16 protein-coding genes are annotated in these 15,467 nt (G+C 37.3%); 6 read left to right on the top strand and 10 right to left on the bottom strand.

The window, feature by feature from the left end:
- Positions 1 to 17: 17 nt before the first annotated feature.
- Positions 18 to 728, top strand: a complete 711-nt coding sequence (locus ACE3RB_RS01870; RefSeq protein ID WP_374462623.1) for a T9SS type A sorting domain-containing protein — start codon at positions 18 to 20, stop codon at positions 726 to 728.
- Between the two features lie 43 nt (positions 729 to 771).
- Here ACE3RB_RS01870 and ACE3RB_RS01875 read toward each other — a convergent pair whose 3' ends face one another.
- From ACE3RB_RS01875 to gpmI, 5 genes are all read right to left on the bottom strand, one after another.
- The gene (locus ACE3RB_RS01875; protein ID WP_374462624.1) at positions 772 to 1,539 is read right to left on the bottom strand and encodes a class I SAM-dependent methyltransferase; all 768 of its coding nucleotides are present in this window, start codon (positions 1,537 to 1,539) and stop codon (positions 772 to 774) included.
- Complete coding sequence (gene map / locus ACE3RB_RS01880) at positions 1,539 to 2,348, bottom strand: type I methionyl aminopeptidase (RefSeq protein ID WP_374462625.1); 810 nt, start codon at positions 2,346 to 2,348, stop codon at positions 1,539 to 1,541. Before map ends, ACE3RB_RS01875 begins: the two co-directional genes overlap by 1 nt.
- Before the next feature lie 162 nt (positions 2,349 to 2,510).
- On the bottom strand, positions 2,511 to 2,942 hold the full coding sequence (locus ACE3RB_RS01885) for a BT0820 family HAD-type phosphatase (RefSeq protein WP_374462626.1): 432 nt from the start codon (positions 2,940 to 2,942) through the stop codon (positions 2,511 to 2,513).
- A gap of 99 nt (positions 2,943 to 3,041) precedes the next feature.
- A complete protein-coding gene (locus ACE3RB_RS01890; protein ID WP_374462627.1) occupies positions 3,042 to 4,019 on the bottom strand; it encodes an acyl-ACP desaturase in 978 nt (325 codons plus the stop codon).
- Between the two features lie 160 nt (positions 4,020 to 4,179).
- The gene (gpmI, locus tag ACE3RB_RS01895) at positions 4,180 to 5,721 is read right to left on the bottom strand and encodes a 2,3-bisphosphoglycerate-independent phosphoglycerate mutase (RefSeq protein ID WP_374462628.1); all 1,542 of its coding nucleotides are present in this window, start codon (positions 5,719 to 5,721) and stop codon (positions 4,180 to 4,182) included.
- A gap of 205 nt (positions 5,722 to 5,926) precedes the next feature.
- On the opposite strand from gpmI, the gene ACE3RB_RS01900 reads away from it, so the two are divergent.
- Complete coding sequence (locus tag ACE3RB_RS01900; protein WP_002979957.1) at positions 5,927 to 6,250, top strand: translation initiation factor; 324 nt, start codon at positions 5,927 to 5,929, stop codon at positions 6,248 to 6,250.
- A gap of 2 nt (positions 6,251 to 6,252) precedes the next feature.
- On the opposite strand, the gene ACE3RB_RS01905 is transcribed toward ACE3RB_RS01900, so the two are convergent.
- The 3 genes from ACE3RB_RS01905 to ACE3RB_RS01915 all read right to left on the bottom strand — a co-directional run bounded on the left by ACE3RB_RS01905 (position 6,253) and on the right by ACE3RB_RS01915 (position 11,570).
- Positions 6,253 to 7,152 carry a leucine-rich repeat domain-containing protein gene (locus ACE3RB_RS01905; protein ID WP_374462629.1) on the bottom strand — a complete coding sequence of 300 codons (900 nt, stop codon included), beginning with the start codon at positions 7,150 to 7,152 and terminating at the stop codon, positions 6,253 to 6,255.
- A 57-nt stretch (positions 7,153 to 7,209) separates the two neighbouring features.
- On the bottom strand, positions 7,210 to 9,363 hold the full coding sequence (locus tag ACE3RB_RS01910) for an alkaline phosphatase PhoX (protein ID WP_374462630.1): 2,154 nt from the start codon (positions 9,361 to 9,363) through the stop codon (positions 7,210 to 7,212).
- 377 nt (positions 9,364 to 9,740) lie between these two features.
- Positions 9,741 to 11,570: a cytochrome-c peroxidase gene (locus ACE3RB_RS01915; protein WP_374462631.1), complete on the bottom strand. Its 1,830-nt coding sequence runs from the start codon at positions 11,568 to 11,570 to the stop codon at positions 9,741 to 9,743.
- Between the two features lie 228 nt (positions 11,571 to 11,798).
- Here ACE3RB_RS01915 and ACE3RB_RS01920 point away from each other — a divergent pair, with 228 nt between their 5' ends.
- The 3 genes from ACE3RB_RS01920 to ACE3RB_RS01930 are packed head-to-tail and all read left to right on the top strand — an operon-like array spanning position 11,799 to position 13,161.
- The gene (locus ACE3RB_RS01920) at positions 11,799 to 11,927 is read left to right on the top strand and encodes a hypothetical protein (RefSeq protein WP_374462632.1); all 129 of its coding nucleotides are present in this window, start codon (positions 11,799 to 11,801) and stop codon (positions 11,925 to 11,927) included.
- A gap of 51 nt (positions 11,928 to 11,978) precedes the next feature.
- Positions 11,979 to 12,284, top strand: a complete 306-nt coding sequence (locus ACE3RB_RS01925; RefSeq protein ID WP_374462633.1) for a hypothetical protein — start codon at positions 11,979 to 11,981, stop codon at positions 12,282 to 12,284.
- 22 nt (positions 12,285 to 12,306) lie between these two features.
- Positions 12,307 to 13,161 carry a nucleoside phosphorylase gene (locus ACE3RB_RS01930; protein ID WP_374462634.1) on the top strand — a complete coding sequence of 285 codons (855 nt, stop codon included), beginning with the start codon at positions 12,307 to 12,309 and terminating at the stop codon, positions 13,159 to 13,161.
- A gap of 340 nt (positions 13,162 to 13,501) precedes the next feature.
- Here the strand turns inward: ACE3RB_RS01930 and ACE3RB_RS01935 are convergent, their stop codons facing one another.
- On the bottom strand, positions 13,502 to 14,263 hold the full coding sequence (locus tag ACE3RB_RS01935) for an NAD-binding protein (protein ID WP_374462635.1): 762 nt from the start codon (positions 14,261 to 14,263) through the stop codon (positions 13,502 to 13,504).
- A gap of 48 nt (positions 14,264 to 14,311) precedes the next feature.
- Positions 14,312 to 14,872, bottom strand: coding sequence for a DNA-3-methyladenine glycosylase I (locus ACE3RB_RS01940; protein ID WP_374462636.1), 561 nt, complete (start codon positions 14,870 to 14,872; stop codon positions 14,312 to 14,314).
- A gap of 139 nt (positions 14,873 to 15,011) precedes the next feature.
- On the opposite strand from ACE3RB_RS01940, the gene ACE3RB_RS01945 reads away from it, so the two are divergent.
- Positions 15,012 to 15,311 (top strand): hypothetical protein, encoded by a 300-nt coding sequence (locus ACE3RB_RS01945; RefSeq protein WP_131433467.1) that lies wholly within the window; start codon positions 15,012 to 15,014, stop codon positions 15,309 to 15,311.
- Positions 15,312 to 15,467 lie beyond the last annotated feature (156 nt).

Raw genomic sequence — 15,467 nt, forward strand, 5'->3', positions numbered from 1 at the left:
CCGGAAACTTTTAACCTATGAAGAAATTACTATTCCTTTTAGCAGGCAGCTTGTTAACTGCCCAGCAAACTTCTGAACTACTCTCCAATAACTGGTATATTTCCAAGATGGTATCCAATAGCGGACAGACAACCAATACGCCTTTAATAGATAACGGAGTACCTGCTACCACATTCAATTCAGCGGGAGGTACAAGCTATGTTATTAATTCAAGGTATTACAATACATCCATGATGAGTTTTGGAGTTATGCCCGGAAGTAACAATCTTATCAAAACAGCCAGCTCATGTACCCTTTTGTTTTATAATGGTGGAAATGCACCCGCTGTTCGTGCCTACGATCAGAAAAACTGTGACACTTATGTTTCAGGGGCCTATGCATCTATATACAGCTATCAGATTATCACAAACGGCAACGTCAAAACACTGATAATTACGGATCCTTCAGGAAATAAGGTCTATTATAACAATACGGCCCAACTCAATACTAAAGAAATTGATACCGCTGCAAAAACGTTTAAAGCATATCCAAATCCGGTAAAAGATATGTTACATATTGAAAATATTGAGAGAAATCTTCGGCTTAAGATTTATGATCTTTCCGGAAAGCTGATATTTGAAACTATAACGAGTGGTGTTAATGTGTCCATTGACACAAGCAGTTTCAAAAAAGGGCAGTACATTTTAGCTCTTGAAAATTATAAATCTTATCCTTTTACAAAAGAGTAACAGAAAATAAAACCCGTCTTCAACAATTGAAAACGGGTTTTATTTATTTTTTATAAACTACAGGCAAGATCTCATTGTGTCTCAGCCCATATTTTTTTATTTCTTCTTCAGAGAATTTCTGTGAGTAAAAATTAGGCTCTGTTTCAAAGCCAGCTTTTCTTAAGCGGTCAAAATAATCCATTCCATACCAGCGGACGTGATCGTATTGCCCGAAATGTTTCTGGCGTTCCTTAGGATCTTTAATGTTAAAATCTTCATAGGTTTTCTCCAGTGAATTTTTCATCGGAACCTGAAGAATTCCCCATCCGCCGGGCTTTAATACCCTGTACAGCTCACTCATTGCCTTTGCATCATCTTCTATATGTTCCAGCACGTGGTTACAGAAAACAATATCAAAGCTTTCGTTTTCAAAAGGCAGGTCCAGGATGTCAGCCTTCACATCTACAATCGGAGAGTATAAATCTGCAGAGATATAGTTAAGATTGCTCATCCTTTTGAATTTCCTTAAAAATTCCTGTTCAGGAGCAATATGCAGAACTTTATAATTTTTAATGAAAAAATCTGTTTCATTCTGAAGATACAGCCACATCTGACGGTGTCTCTCCAAACTTAAAGTTCCCGGAGAAAGTGCGTTTTCTCTTTGTTTTCCATATCCATACGGAAGGAATTTCCTGTAAGACCTTCCATCAATAGGATCTAAAAACTGATCTCCTTTGAAAAACTGATAAATAAGCGGCCTTGCCCAGATGCTCATTTTAATAAGCATAGGACGTGGAATTTTATTCAGTAAAAGCTTCGTTAATTTTTTCATTAAAAATCCAGTTGGAACTGCTTTTCTTCATCACTTACAATCCCTAAAGCTTCATATACATATTCAAATGTTGAAAGCAATACCGGCTTACCGTTGATTACCGCTACGTCATGTTCAAAGTGAGCGGATGGCATGTTATCTAAAGTAGTAACCGTCCAGCCGTCATTATGGAATTTCACTTTTTCAGTTCCCATATTAACCATCGGTTCTATAGCAATGGCAAGACCGTCTTTAATTACTTTTCCGCTCCCTTGTCTTCCATAGTTAGGAACCTGCGGATCTTCATGCATCTTTCTTCCTAAACCGTGACCTACAAGTTCTCTTACCACTCCGTACCCTTCTTTTTCACAGTGTGCCTGGATCGCATGGGAGATATCCCCTATTCTTTTCCCTCTGATACACTGCTCAATCCCCTTATATAGAGATTCCTTGGTAACTTGCAGTAATTTTTTAACTTCCGGCTTCACTTCTCCGATTTCAAAAGTATAGGCATGATCTCCCACAAAACCGTTAAGAATAACTCCACAGTCTACGGAAAGAACATCTCCTTCTTTTACTACATCGTTGTTCGGGAAGCCATGAACTACCTGCTCATTCGGAGAGATACAAAGAGAATTCGGGAATCTTCCGTACCCTAGAAATGCAGGCTCAGCGCCATGATCTTTAATAAAATCATGTGCCAGTTTATCTAAAAATAAGGTAGTAATCCCCGGTTTAATTTCTTTTGCCAACATTCCCAATGTTTTAGAAACCAATCGGGCACTCTCCTTCATCAGACGCAGTTCGTCTATTGTTTTTAATTGAATCATTGTATATAGATGTTAGATATTAGATGTTAGAAGTTAGACAACAGCGTTATGCTTATTTTTACTTCCCATCATCTATTGAACTTTCTACTATAAATTATAAAGACCAAAAGCACTTAATATTAAAAAACTAACGTCTAATATCAGGCTTCCAATTTCTATATTCTACCAAAAAAGTCCTTTTCTCTTTTCTTTTTTAAGTTTTGAATAGGCAAGAACTTCTTTTCCTTCTACACGGAATTCTATTCTTTCCTGAATAATGTTATAGATCTCACCCCAGCCCGGGAATCCTCCTAAGTTTCTGTCATCAATAAACCAATCTGCATCTAATTTTCTTGACTGTGTTTCGGGATCAAAAACCTCTCCTTCAAAGCTTGAGTTCATAGAATAGAACTCTATTCCGTTTTTTCTGCAGAATTCTACAGCTTCATCCAACGTTTTTCCGTGTCTGTATGTCCAAAGTATAAGTCTGTATCCTTCAGCCTGAAGTCTTTTTAAAGTTTCGAATGCAAAAGTTTTCGGTTTTCCGATTGCCGGGTAGGCATCATCAACAATAGTCCCGTCAAAGTCAACAGCAATCTTTTTATTATTTAACATTTTGTTGTTTTTTTAGCTTTGCAAAGATAAGAAATAAAAAGAGTGCCAAAAAGAAAGGCACTCAATACTTTTTATATTTAAATAATAATAAAGTTTTTATCAGCTCTTTACCCAGCTAAACTGGAACTGAAGATCCGGAGTAGAAACCCTGTCTGTGATCTTCTGAAGTCTTGCAGGAAGCTTCATCAGGTATTCCTGGGCTTTTTCCGCTTTTTCTGTAAGGCCTTTCACGTGCTCAATTTTCCATTCATCCAAAAGGTCTTTCATAATATTGATATAATCCTGGCCTGTATATACCATACATCTTTGTGCTGCATCTGAGAAATGTCCCCAAAGCTCTCCAGCTTTTTGTCCGGACTGTCTCATTAGGTGAGCAGGCATTACAATTTTCTTACGCATCATATCTTCAAACGCAAGGATCATTTCCGAAGGATCTATTTCAAGAATTTTTGCTACGAAATGTTTGTATGCTTTAGCGTGTCTTGCTTCGTCCGCAGCAATCACACCGCACATTTTTGCCAGCTTTCCGTTTCCGGATTGTTTGGCCAGCGTTCCTACCCTTCTGTGGGAGATATTGGTTGCTGTTTCCTGAAAGCTTGTATAAATGAAGTTTCTGTATGGGTCCATGCTTGTTCCCAGATCAAAACCGTCATTGATAAGGTATTGGGTAGTGATCTCAACCTCTCTCATGTTTACTCTTCCACACAGGTAAAGATATTTGTTTAATAAATCTCCGTGTCTATTTTCCTCAGCGGTCCATGCTCTTACCCAGTTGGCCCAGCCTACTTTTTCTTCCTGATTGATTCCGTCAACACCCATCAGCCAGGACTCATAGGAAGGAAGTGCTTCTTCTGTGATACAGTCACCAATTAATGTTACGAAAAGATCGTAAGGCATTTCACGGGCAAATGTCTGAATTTCTTCTAAATCGTGTTTAAATTCTTCGCTTGACAGATCCGGCAAATAATCGGAGGGCTGCCAAATTTTTTCAATTGGCGTTAAAAATTTATCAAGAAAAGAAGTCACTTCCTTTTCCAATATCCCCATTACTTCTTTCCTTACAAGCTTTTGATACATTTTACTATTCAGTTTTAATTTACTTTAATTTACAAAGATATGATTTATTTATTATTTGGCGCATAATAAAGTATGCAACTCATACCTTATCTGACATAAATCATAAAAAAAATGCCGCTATAAAGATATAACGGCATTTTTATTCGGATATTATTGAATTTTAATTAACCAAAACTTCTCCTGTCATAGCATCTGGTATTTCCACTCCCATTACTTTAAGGATGGTAGGGGCTACATCACCCAGTTTTCCAGGTTTTAAATTCCATGTGTGGTCTTTATCCATCACAATAAAAGGAACCAGGTTCGTAGAATGCTGGGTATTCGGGGTTCCGTCAGGGTTGATCATGACATCTGAATTTCCGTGATCGGCAAGGATGAAAACAGCATATCCGTTTTCATAGGCAGCTGTTGCCACTTTTTCAATGCACTGATCTACAACTTCAGCGGCTTTTACTGCTGCTTCAAAGACACCTGTGTGTCCTACCATGTCTGTATTGGCAAAATTCAGGCATACAAAATCAGCGGTCCCCTGCTCCAGTTCAGGTACAATTGCATTGGTAATATCGTATGCTGACATTTCCGGTTTTAAATCATAAGTAGGAACGTCTTTCGGGCTTGGACATAACAGTCTTTTTTCTCCCACAAATTCCTCTTCTCTTCCTCCTGAGAAGAAGAACGTTACATGCGGATATTTTTCTGTTTCTGCGATTCTGATCTGGGTCTTTCCATTTTTCTCAAGGATTTCACCCATGGTTTCCGTCAGTACATTTTCATCAAAAACAACCTGTACATTCTGGAAGGTTTTATCATAGTTCGTTAATGTAATATAATACAGGTTCAGTTTCTTCATTCCAAACTCAGGGAAATCCTTTTGGGAAAGAACTTCTGTAATTTCTCTTCCCCTGTCTGTACGGAAATTAAAACAGATCACCACATCATCTTCAATGATTCTTGCTACCGGCACCACATTTCCTGTAGCGGTAGTGTTCATTAAAATAATAGGTTTCAGGAACTCATCGGTAACATTATTATCATAATACATTTTAATGGTTGCCAGAATATCCGTTGTCTGTTCTCCTATTCCTTCTACAAGGGCTCCGTACGCTAATTTCACACGTTCCCATCTTTTATCTCTGTCCATCGCATAGTATCTTCCTACCACCGTGGCCAGCTTTCCGGTAGTAGCTTCCATATGCTTCTGAAGTTCATCAATAAACCCTAATCCTGAATGCGGATCACAGTCCCTGCCATCGGTAAATGCGTGAACAAATACATTTTCATTTAAACCGAATTCTTTTGCAGCCGTCAGTAATCCCTTCAGATGATTGATATGTGAGTGTACGCCTCCATTGGAAACCAATCCGATAAAGTGTACTTTTTTATTTTCTTTCTTGGCATAATCAAAAGCATCCTGGATTACTTTTTCCTGTCCCAGCGTTCCGTTTTCAACTGCCATATTCAGTTTTACCAGGTTTTGGTATACTACTCTCCCGGCACCCAGGTTCATGTGTCCTACTTCAGAGTTCCCCATCTGTCCGGCCGGTAAGCCTACAGCCAATCCGCTCGCTTCAAGCGTCGTATGCGGAAATTTTTGGTAACAGCTGTCTATGAATGGTGTATTTGCTTTATCTATTGCAGAAACGTTTGGGTTTGTTCCCAATCCCCATCCGTCAAGAATGGCCAGTATTGCTTTTTTCGACATTTTGTAAAAACTTTTGTTATACAAATTTACCTAATTTCCTATGAATAGAAGAATTTGAAGTCCTGAATTTTACTGATTGTTTATCATCAGGGGGATACCATAGATAATCAAACCCTGTTAAGATTTAAACCTTGACGGGGTTGAAAAATTGAAATTTCGTTGATTATTTCAATTCATTATCAGTAAATCTTTTTAATTTTGCTGTATGGATTTACGAGATCAATTGAAGAATCTTTTTCCTGATCATGAAGAGCAGGATTTTGAGATGCCTGAAGAAGAATTCAAGCAGAAAGAGCCTTTGGTATGCAAATTTGAGAAGAAAGGAAGAAACGGTAAGCCTGTAACCATTGTTGAAGGCTGGGAAGGCAGTGAGGAAGACCTCAAAAAAATCTCAAAGAAAATAAAAACCACCTTAGGCATAGGCGGCTCTGAGAAGGATGGAACGATTATCATCCAGGGAGACAACCGTGATAAAATAATGAATATCCTTAAAGAAATGGGATATAAAACCAAACGTGTTGGCGGATAGTTCTAGAAATAGATCTGGGTTTCCGGCAGTAAGGTTTTTAAATTTTCAATTGTAGATTTTTCTATAGGATTTCCTGTAAGAATCAATGTTTTCAGATTTTTAAGCTGTTTGATTTCTACAGGAATGTCTTTCAGATTATTGTTGGCCAGATTCATGCTGACGATATTTTTAAGCCCCTTTACTTTGGGTGAAATTTCTGTGATATTGTTTCCGCTTACATTCAGAAATTCAAGGTTCTTTGCTTTGAAAAGATTCTCCGGGAGTTTAATGATAGCGTTCTGCTGCAGTTCAAGATATTTTAAATTTTCAGGAAAAGATAAATTACCAAGATCGTTAATCTGGTTATCTGAGAGGTTCAGGAATTTAAAATTTTTGATCTGATCAAGCCTGTCTGCAATAAAGCTGATCTGGTTTCCCTGAAGGTTGATTTCTTCCAGTGCGGGAATTTCCATAAGAGCTTCAGGAAAGGTATTCAGGTTGTTGGCATCAAAATGAACAACTTTCAGGTTCTGAAGTTTTGCAAGATTTGGATTAATTTTGGTCAGGCTGTTCAGATTCATTGAAAAAGTGTTCAGCTTCTTAAGGTTACTTACCTCATCAGGAATATATTTAATGCTGTTTTCATTCACATTTAAAATTTCCAGTTCTTTTAAGGCAAAGATTTCCTGATCCATTTTCTCAAGCTTATTGGCCATAATATTCAGAAAGAACAATGAATCCAGTTTTACAATCTGAGGAGGAAGATTGAACAATCCCTTTTGTCTGAAGCTTATACTGTAAACCGTTTTTTTACTGCTTAAAGCCTCTTCAATATTGGTAAAAGTAGGATATTTCACCGGATCAATCTGTGCTTTGATCTGAGAAAGTGAAACTATGGAAATAAGTAAGAAAAGCTTTTTCATAAAAATAAAAGGTCTGCCGGCAACCGGAGCTGCCGACAGACAAGAATTATAAATAATTTATTTCTTTACAATTTTAACTGTTTTCTGGAATCCTCCTTCAGCTTCAATATTTAAAACTAAAACTCGTGATCCTTCCAGCTGCTGTGTGAAATCAAGGTCCAATACTTTGTTGGTTCCGCTGAATTTCTTCGTGTAAACGATTTTCCCGTCCATGCTGTAAGCTGTCACAGCAATATCTTTCAATCCTTTTACAGAATTTATTTTTACGATTCCTGAAGTTGGGTTTGGCGCTACCGTTACTGTATTCTCTTCAATTTTGGTATCAATAGTTCCTAAAGTTCCTTCAGTTCCAAGATTATTTTTAAGAGCGATAACAATAGTTGCTGATTTTCCTTTATAATTAATCGTATTTCCTGTTGCATCTACGTCTGTAGAGATCGTTGAATCCGGATGCTGAATAGAGAAGAAACCGAATTTATGATCAGGCGTAAATGTAAGACCTGTAGGTTCTGCACCTGCCGGCATTGATGCGAATAGTCTTACTTTAGGATTGGCCTGTGTATGATCCGGAGCAATAACCCAGATGTAGTTTTTACCTCCATCCTGAAGCACCCAAAGGTTTCCTAGTTCATCAAAAGTAAGGTTGTCATTTCCATCAGCCCATACTTCAGACTTCACACCCTGAGCCGTATTGAAAGAATACACTGTAGAACCTCCTCCTACGAAAGTTTCTACCTGGGAGGCAGTAGTTCCGTTATCCTGTAAACGGTATACTCTGTCTAAACCTTTTGATGTAAAATAAATTTTCCCATCCAGCGGGCTGATATCCACATCTTCAATACCATTAAACTTTGTTCCTCCTAAAGAAAGAGCTAACGGACCTGTATTATTCTGATCTGCTTTTTCTTTATTCGGAACCTGGATCCATGTTGCTGTAGTTGCTGCCGGATCTCCTGCTGCAGTTAATCCCTGGTCTAATTTCAGTACATAAAGATTTCCTGAAGAAAGATCATTTGGCGTATCCATTACATATTTGTAGACCATGTGAGTTCCGCCGTCTTCTCCATAATATGCGATTGTTCCGGTGCTGTTAACCACTACGTTCTCGTGGTTCATGATTCCCATCTGCCATAGTTTACCTTTGGAACCGTCAGTATTTTTAGAAATTACCTGTGCCGTTGCAGGATCAATTTCCACTAACCAGCCGTAATCTTTGTACCCATCATTGTTCACGTCGTTGGAAGTAACAGATTCTTCTGCTGTTACCACAGTTCCCCATGGCGTAATTCCTCCGGAACAATTTCTGATGGTTTGTACCAGACTTGGATCTGAGAAACTTACCGCTCTGGATTTTGTCAGCTGCCAAAGCTTTGAAGTTGCATTATAACTGATTTCTGCCATGGTAACTCCTCCAGGATTCGTTTCATGGTTTACAGACAGATATCCGTTTGTGCTGCTTCCTGCTTTTGCAACATAAGCGGTAAAATCATTCTGACCTCCTACCAATCCTCCGCCTTCGGTATAATTGTCTCCTTCTTTTAAAATTAACTGGTATTTGTGCTCAGCAGGGATAATTAATTTATTGGTTTGTGCTGTAGGAACAATAGAAGTAAAGCAGCTGATATGAGTTCCGTTACAAGTTACAGGTGTAGTAGTGTTGGCAGTTGTTTTCAGATAAGCATCAATCCTTAGATCTGAACTGGTTGTGCTTCTGTTATGCAGCTCAATAGAAAATCTGTTGACACCGTTTACAAATTTTGATTTCGGAATGGAAAAAATATTATAAACACTTTCTGCCGCCCCGTCAATAGTAGTACTGGAGAAAGTATTGAAGGTTACGGCACCTGCAGGCATATTATCTCTTACTACTTCCTCTCCGTTAAGGTATACAATGATACCGTCGTCTCTCATCACTCCCAGTTCCATTGTATCGGAAAGGGTTGAAAGATCTACGGTAAAATCTTTAGCAAAATAAGCTGTTGTAAGCCCCGAATTGATGGTAGTAGTCACGGGATCCCCATATCCCAACGGACCGTTTCCTACTGCCCAAGTTGAAATATCATAATTCTGGGTATTCCATCCTGCCGGCTGCGCCTGGTTGTTATCTTTATAGCTCCATGACGCATTCTTATTAAATATCATAGTTTGCGCCTGAAGACCAGAACCGGCCATTATAGCCAAAGCTCCCACTGTTAGTAGTTTTTTCTTCATTTTTATTTTTGATTTATTAGACCTTGCAAAACTATTTTTTTAGAGCTTTCCCTCTGTTAATAGGATTTTAAATATAGATCGGTAAATATTAACTTATCAAAAACCTAATGTTAAGGGGATTAATTTTGTGTTAAATGGAACGGGGACTTTAGGGTTTGAGTGTTGAAGTTGCGGTGCGAGATTCGGGGTTCGGGATTCGCACGGAAAGTATAGGATAAAAATAGTTTAAAATCACATTTATGAACAGAAGTAATCTATCTCCATCTCCAACTATCTTTCATATAGCTCGAATCACACACGCCCTAACCCGAAACCCGAAACCCGAATCTCCACCCTCTCACTTTCAAACCCTCAAACTCTCTCACCCCGCGCTCCGTCTACTTCGCTTTACTCACATCCGTAAGAGCATTCAGAAAGGCAATTATTTGTTTTTTTTCTGTTTCAGTAAGGTTTAATTTATCCGGTGCCAGTGTCTGATTTTTCATTTTTAATCCTAATCCTTCGCCCCCTCCTTCGTTGTAAAAATCGAGAACTTCTTCCAGAGTATTGAAAGCTCCGTTATGGAAATATGGTTTTGTAAGTGCAATATTTCTTACCGTTACCGTTTTAAATGAATAGTCATAAATCCAGGATTGTTCTTTTTTCACCGGGCTGTTTCCTCTTCCCAAATCCTGATCAAGCTGTATGGGAAGCTTGTTGATGGGTTTTGTGGTAATTCCCAATACTTCAGATTCATTTTCATTAAAAAACGGTGGAACCAATCCTGAAAAATGAGGGGCAAAATGGCAGGTTGCACAATTGGCTTTTCCCATAAACAGGTTGAATCCTTTTTTCACATCCTCAGAAACAGTCTTTTCATTCCTCATAAAACGGTCAAAATCACTGTCAAATGAATATAGTGAAGCTACATAAGAACTCAATGCTTTTGAAAAATTTTCTTTACTGATTTTTCCATCTTTGAAGGCATTTCGGAATGCTTTTTTATACTCAGGTTTTGTTTTCAGCTTCTGAATAATGCCCTCATAGCTGGTGTTGAATTCCTGTTCATTATAAATAACGTGTTCTGCCTGCTGTTCAAGATAAAAAGCACGAAGATCATAGAAAAATCGCTTGGCGAAAACAGCGTTGTATAAGGATGGAGAATTCCTCAAAACTGTTTTTCCTTCTACGTTGCTTTGTGATTTGGGTTTCAGGTCTGTAAAAGCATTTTCCTGAAGGTGGCATGTGGCACAGCTCATTTTCCCGTTACCGCTTAAGTTCTGATCATAGAAAATCGATTTTCCGAGGTTGCGGAGATCCGGATTATCTTCAGAAGATTTTAATAAGGTATAAAAGTACGGATCCAAGAAATCACTGTTGAAAAAATTTCTGTTGCCCACATTCCAGCCGGAAAATTCCTTCAGATCATCTGGTCTTCCGTCCCATCTTCCAAATTCTTCATACAAAGGCTGTACGTATTGTTTATAAAACTCAATCCTGTCAAAGTTTTCAAAATCAGTATTTTTTGAAAGGTAACTTATTCCGTCTGTTAAAATCCGGTCAGCTTTTTCAGTATTATAATTTTTAAAATAAGGATCATCACTGATGTATTTCTGCATCCCGGAAAAAGCGTGGCTTGTTTCTTCGGAAATATTCAGAGAACCTGGTGTATCGAAACCTGACACTCCCAGTGAATAGATCCTGATCAGTTCTATACGCAAAGGCAATGTTTTGTTGTTTCCTTTGCTCAATCCGTTTTTTAAAGCACTTAAATAAAACCCGGAATAGCTGTTATACAAAAAGGTAGTTATGGTTTTGATCTTTTCTTTCTCATTTCCTGCTTCGTCTGAAAATATCAGTTCATCCAGCACCTGCAATCCTTCGGGAGGAAGTGTATAGGCGGATGTTCCCGCAGCTTCAATATGAAACAAAGGGGCTGCATTAAGATGGGTTTTGGTAAATTCAGGATAATGGTAAGCAATATAGAATTCTATTTCCTTGAATGAATTTCTTGTACTGCTGAGTGATTTCTGTAATTCTTCGAGGGAAATACGGTCTTCAGAGAACTTATCAACGTCTGATTTCAACTGTTCGAGCCTCATTTTAAAGTCGGTCAAACCTTTATTGACAAATGTACTTTCGCTTTCTTTTCCTTTATAAACAGGATTAAAAGACATTACTGCAAACCCTATCAGAAGGGCAACTACAAGCAGTGGATAAGATCTCATGAATTTTTAGCAGCAAAGCTATTAATCCGATGTTATCTCAGTTTTAATAGCAGATTAAATAATGTTTATATTTCTGATACAATATTTTTCACTAATTTTAAACCCCGAAATCAAATTCATTATTCTAAGGAAAACGGTTTTCAGCATACCGTTAAATAATGGCGGAAGATTATTGGGAGAGGATTTTTTAAATTAAATTCAACACATCAAAAAAACTAAAATAAAAGTATGAAAACAAAACTATGGTTTGCTGTTGCAGCAAGTTTCCTTTCTCTGACTGCATTTTCCCAAAAGAAAAAACAGCAGGAAAAACAACCTGAAAAGAAACAGGAAATGGCTGTGTATGCTGAGAAATAAGGAAATGACTATTATCTGATACGTCTTGAAAATAATAAAGAAATTCCTAATGTGTATGTTTATTCCAATGGAGTTACAAAGCCCTATAAAACCTATACTGATCTTTCAGATATCCTCAGGGATTTTCCGGGAATGATGACCTCCAATAATTCAACCAAAGAAGAACTGGTTTCTGTTCTTAAAAAAGATGATCACTTCTATGAAATCACGTCACAGAGGAAAGATCCTAAAAATATTGAAAAAACCGTTGTTACCGTATATGAAGTAATGAACGGCCAGAAAAGAATTGTAGAAGAATACAATGACATCTACGAGGTTATGGCCTCTCCTTATAAAGAAGCCATTATGACTAATTAAAAAAACAAAAAATATACATATTATGCTAAACAAACTTGCTGCCTCGGAACTTGTTCTGAATGAAGACGGAAGTGTATACCACCTGAATCTTTTACCTGAAGATATTGCTGACAAAATCATCCTTGTGGGTGATCCTGACAGAGTGGCAAAAGTTTCAAAATACTTTGATACGGTAGAAATCAAAAAAAATAAAAGAGAATTTTATACGCATACAGGGACGCTTCGTGGAGAAAGAATTACTGTAATGTCTACAGGTATCGGAACTGAAAACATCGATATCGTAATGAATGAGCTGGATGCTTTGGTGAACATCGACCTGAAGAATAAAGAGTTCAAAAGTGAGCACAAAGCCCTTGAATTATTCCGTATGGGAACCTGTGGAAGTGTAAACCCAGACGTACAGGTGGACAATATGCTGGTTACTCAGAATGTAGTTGGTCTAGACGGATTAATGCATTTCTATCAGGATTACAACTTTGAAAATGAATTTTCCAAAAGTTTCCTGGAAAAATTCCCTTACGAAAGAATCAAGCCGATGCTTTACTTCTCAGACTGGGCAGAAGAAATGGGAGAATATTATAAAGACGCCAAATACCACGGAAATACGGCAACATTCCCGGGATTCTATGCTCCACAAGGGAGACAACTTCGTTTGAAAGCAGTAGATGATCAATTCCTTGAAACATTGAATGATCTTGGAATTACCAATTTCGAAATGGAAACGTCTGCCATCTATGCGCTTTCAAAATTATTAGGACATAAAGCAATTACAGTGAACAACGTTATTGCCAACAGAAGACGCGGTGAGTTTTCTGCAGATCATCATGCTTCTGAGAAAAACCTTATTGAATGGGTATTGGAAAGAATTATTAAGTAATTATTTTATTTATTATGCAAATAAAAACTCCGGAAAACAATTTCCGGAGTTTTTTTATAGGTTTTGGCTAAAGCCAATGGAATCTGATCTGTTTTGAAAACGGGCTCCCTTCGTCTACGCTCAGGATGTTAGCCCATTCCTATTGAATTTGATTATATTGAAAATAGTTATTTTTTTCACGATGAATAAAACTACCCCCATTCGGTTTGTCATTCCGTAGGAATCTCTATATTATTTTTAAAAAACTGTATTTAGATTCCTACGGAATGACAGAGTTGACAATAGAAATCTTGTAAGTAAAACAGGTTAAAGGCCAATAATCATGATACAAATGCCATGATCACAAATGAAAAGTCCTAGGATCCGGATATTGAAATGTATAATTCAGCTCTGAAACCAACTTTGATGATAAAACTTTCTTCCCTTTCACCTCAAATTCTTCTTCATCCGGAATATCTTTCTGTGCATTGATCACCTGGCTTTTTGCAGGATGAACGGGAGCTGTTACATTGTATAATTTAGCTTCAGCTTTCTGTTCAATCATTTCTGAGATAATCCCGCTGATATCAGCAAAATGAATATGATTCACGGCATGATCCAGATTGCCCACATTATAGTTTTTTAAAAGTCTGTTGTCTCCCATCAGACCGCCAAGTCTCAGAATATTCAGCTGAGGGTATTTATTTCTAAGCATTCTTTCTCCCGATACTTTCTCAAAAGGAACATCTTCTTCTGTGAATTCTTTAGCAATATCAGGATAAACACCTGTAGAGCTCATGAGGAACATCTGCCCTTTAAAATCACCGATAAAGGCTGACAAATTCTGAATTCTGTTATATAAAGAACTTACACAGCAGCTTTTTTCAGAAACAGGAATGGTAATGATCAAAACATCCATATCTTTAATTTCTTCCCACCGGAAAACAGGCTCAGACAACTGATAATCCGGAAAAGATGCCACTACTGCATTGATGCCTTTAGAATTTAGCGTGCGTACCTTGTCCTCTGTAGTTGCCGTAACGGATAGTTTGTATTTTTCCGATAAAGCGGATGCTATTCTTTCTCCCAACCAGCCATAGCCTATAATTCCTATTTCCTTCATATTTCAACAGAGGTTTTCATTTTTTAATCATACAAAAATATCAATAAGTTATGATTTTCTGGTAAAGCAACTTTTTATATGATCATTAACCATTCCGGTGGCCTGCATATGGGCATACACTACTGTAGATCCGACAAATTTGAATCCTCTCTTTTTAAGATCTTTAGAAATACGGTCAGAAATTTCCGTCGTAGCGGGTACATCAGACAATTTCTCCGGATTATTATCAATCGGTTTTCCATCAATAAAATCCCAGATGTATCGGGAAAAGCTTCCAAATTCTTTCTGAACATCCATAAACCTCTGGGCATTGGTAACTGCAGCCAGAATTTTAAGCCTGTTTCTTATAATTCCGGGATTATTCATTAATTCTTCAATTTTTTTGTCAGAATATGCCGCTACTTTTTTATAATCAAAATGATCAAAAGCTTTTCTGAAATTTTCCCTTTTAGATAAAATAGTATACCAGCTCAAACCGGCCTGGAAGCTTTCAAGAATTAAAAATTCAAATATGGTTTCATCATTATAGACGGGCCTTCCCCACTCTTCATCATGATATTTCCTGTAGAGATCATCTTTTTCACACCAGCCACAACGTATTTTTTCCATAATTATCAAATTTTACACGTTAAAGTTACTACTGATTTGGGAAAACATAACAAAAGATTATGAAAAATTTAACAGAGAAGCTGTGTTTTAGGAATGGTTATTGTTTAATTACTGTTACAACACTAAAATTTATATTATTATGAACAATTCAGAGTATAACAAAGCGGAAAATGCAGTAAATAATGTAGAAAACTCTTTACAGAATGCAGCGGACAAAACCAAATGGAAAATCAATGAATTGGCAGACAAGGCTAAAGACTATATCAATGAGAAGAGGAATAATGATGAGGAGGCCAGCCAGGAAGACTGGCTAGACAGGGTAAAAGCTAATGTATCCGATGCGTGGGAAGATATTAAGGATAAAGCAGATGAAGCATGGGAAAAAACCAAAGATGCGGCAGAAGATGTAAAGGCAGAATGGAATAAGAAAACCAATTAGTATTTCAGTCATATAAATATTTTCAATAAAATGGAGTCTTAAATTGATAAGGCTCCATTTTTTATTATGCCATAAGCACAATTATTGTTACATTTGTATTATAATAAACATTAAAAAATTATGTCATACGGTTTACTTAAAGGCAAAAAGGGAATT

Origin of the sequence: Chryseobacterium sp. (assembly GCF_041914225.1) — a bacterium.
GTDB lineage: Bacteria > Bacteroidota > Bacteroidia > Flavobacteriales > Weeksellaceae > Chryseobacterium.

Coding starts and splice junctions, on each gene's coding strand:
- ACE3RB_RS01940 (WP_374462636.1), bottom strand. CDS start 14,872: ATGGAAAAAATACGTTGTGGCTGGTGTGAAAAAGATGATCTCTACAGG.
- ACE3RB_RS01890 (WP_374462627.1), bottom strand. CDS start 4,019: ATGTATCAAAAGCTTGTAAGGAAAGAAGTAATGGGGATATTGGAAAAG.
- ACE3RB_RS01920 (WP_374462632.1), top strand. CDS start 11,799: ATGAAAACAAAACTATGGTTTGCTGTTGCAGCAAGTTTCCTTTCTCTG.
- ACE3RB_RS01915 (WP_374462631.1), bottom strand. CDS start 11,570: ATGAGATCTTATCCACTGCTTGTAGTTGCCCTTCTGATAGGGTTTGCA.
- map (WP_374462625.1), bottom strand. CDS start 2,348: ATGATTCAATTAAAAACAATAGACGAACTGCGTCTGATGAAGGAGAGT.
- ACE3RB_RS01905 (WP_374462629.1), bottom strand. CDS start 7,152: ATGAAAAAGCTTTTCTTACTTATTTCCATAGTTTCACTTTCTCAGATC.
- ACE3RB_RS01930 (WP_374462634.1), top strand. CDS start 12,307: ATGCTAAACAAACTTGCTGCCTCGGAACTTGTTCTGAATGAAGACGGA.
- ACE3RB_RS01885 (WP_374462626.1), bottom strand. CDS start 2,942: ATGTTAAATAATAAAAAGATTGCTGTTGACTTTGACGGGACTATTGTT.
- ACE3RB_RS01870 (WP_374462623.1), top strand. CDS start 18: ATGAAGAAATTACTATTCCTTTTAGCAGGCAGCTTGTTAACTGCCCAG.
- ACE3RB_RS01900 (WP_002979957.1), top strand. CDS start 5,927: ATGGATTTACGAGATCAATTGAAGAATCTTTTTCCTGATCATGAAGAG.
- ACE3RB_RS01945 (WP_131433467.1), top strand. CDS start 15,012: ATGAACAATTCAGAGTATAACAAAGCGGAAAATGCAGTAAATAATGTA.
- ACE3RB_RS01875 (WP_374462624.1), bottom strand. CDS start 1,539: ATGAAAAAATTAACGAAGCTTTTACTGAATAAAATTCCACGTCCTATG.
- ACE3RB_RS01935 (WP_374462635.1), bottom strand. CDS start 14,263: ATGAAGGAAATAGGAATTATAGGCTATGGCTGGTTGGGAGAAAGAATA.
- ACE3RB_RS01910 (WP_374462630.1), bottom strand. CDS start 9,363: ATGAAGAAAAAACTACTAACAGTGGGAGCTTTGGCTATAATGGCCGGT.
- gpmI (WP_374462628.1), bottom strand. CDS start 5,721: ATGTCGAAAAAAGCAATACTGGCCATTCTTGACGGATGGGGATTGGGA.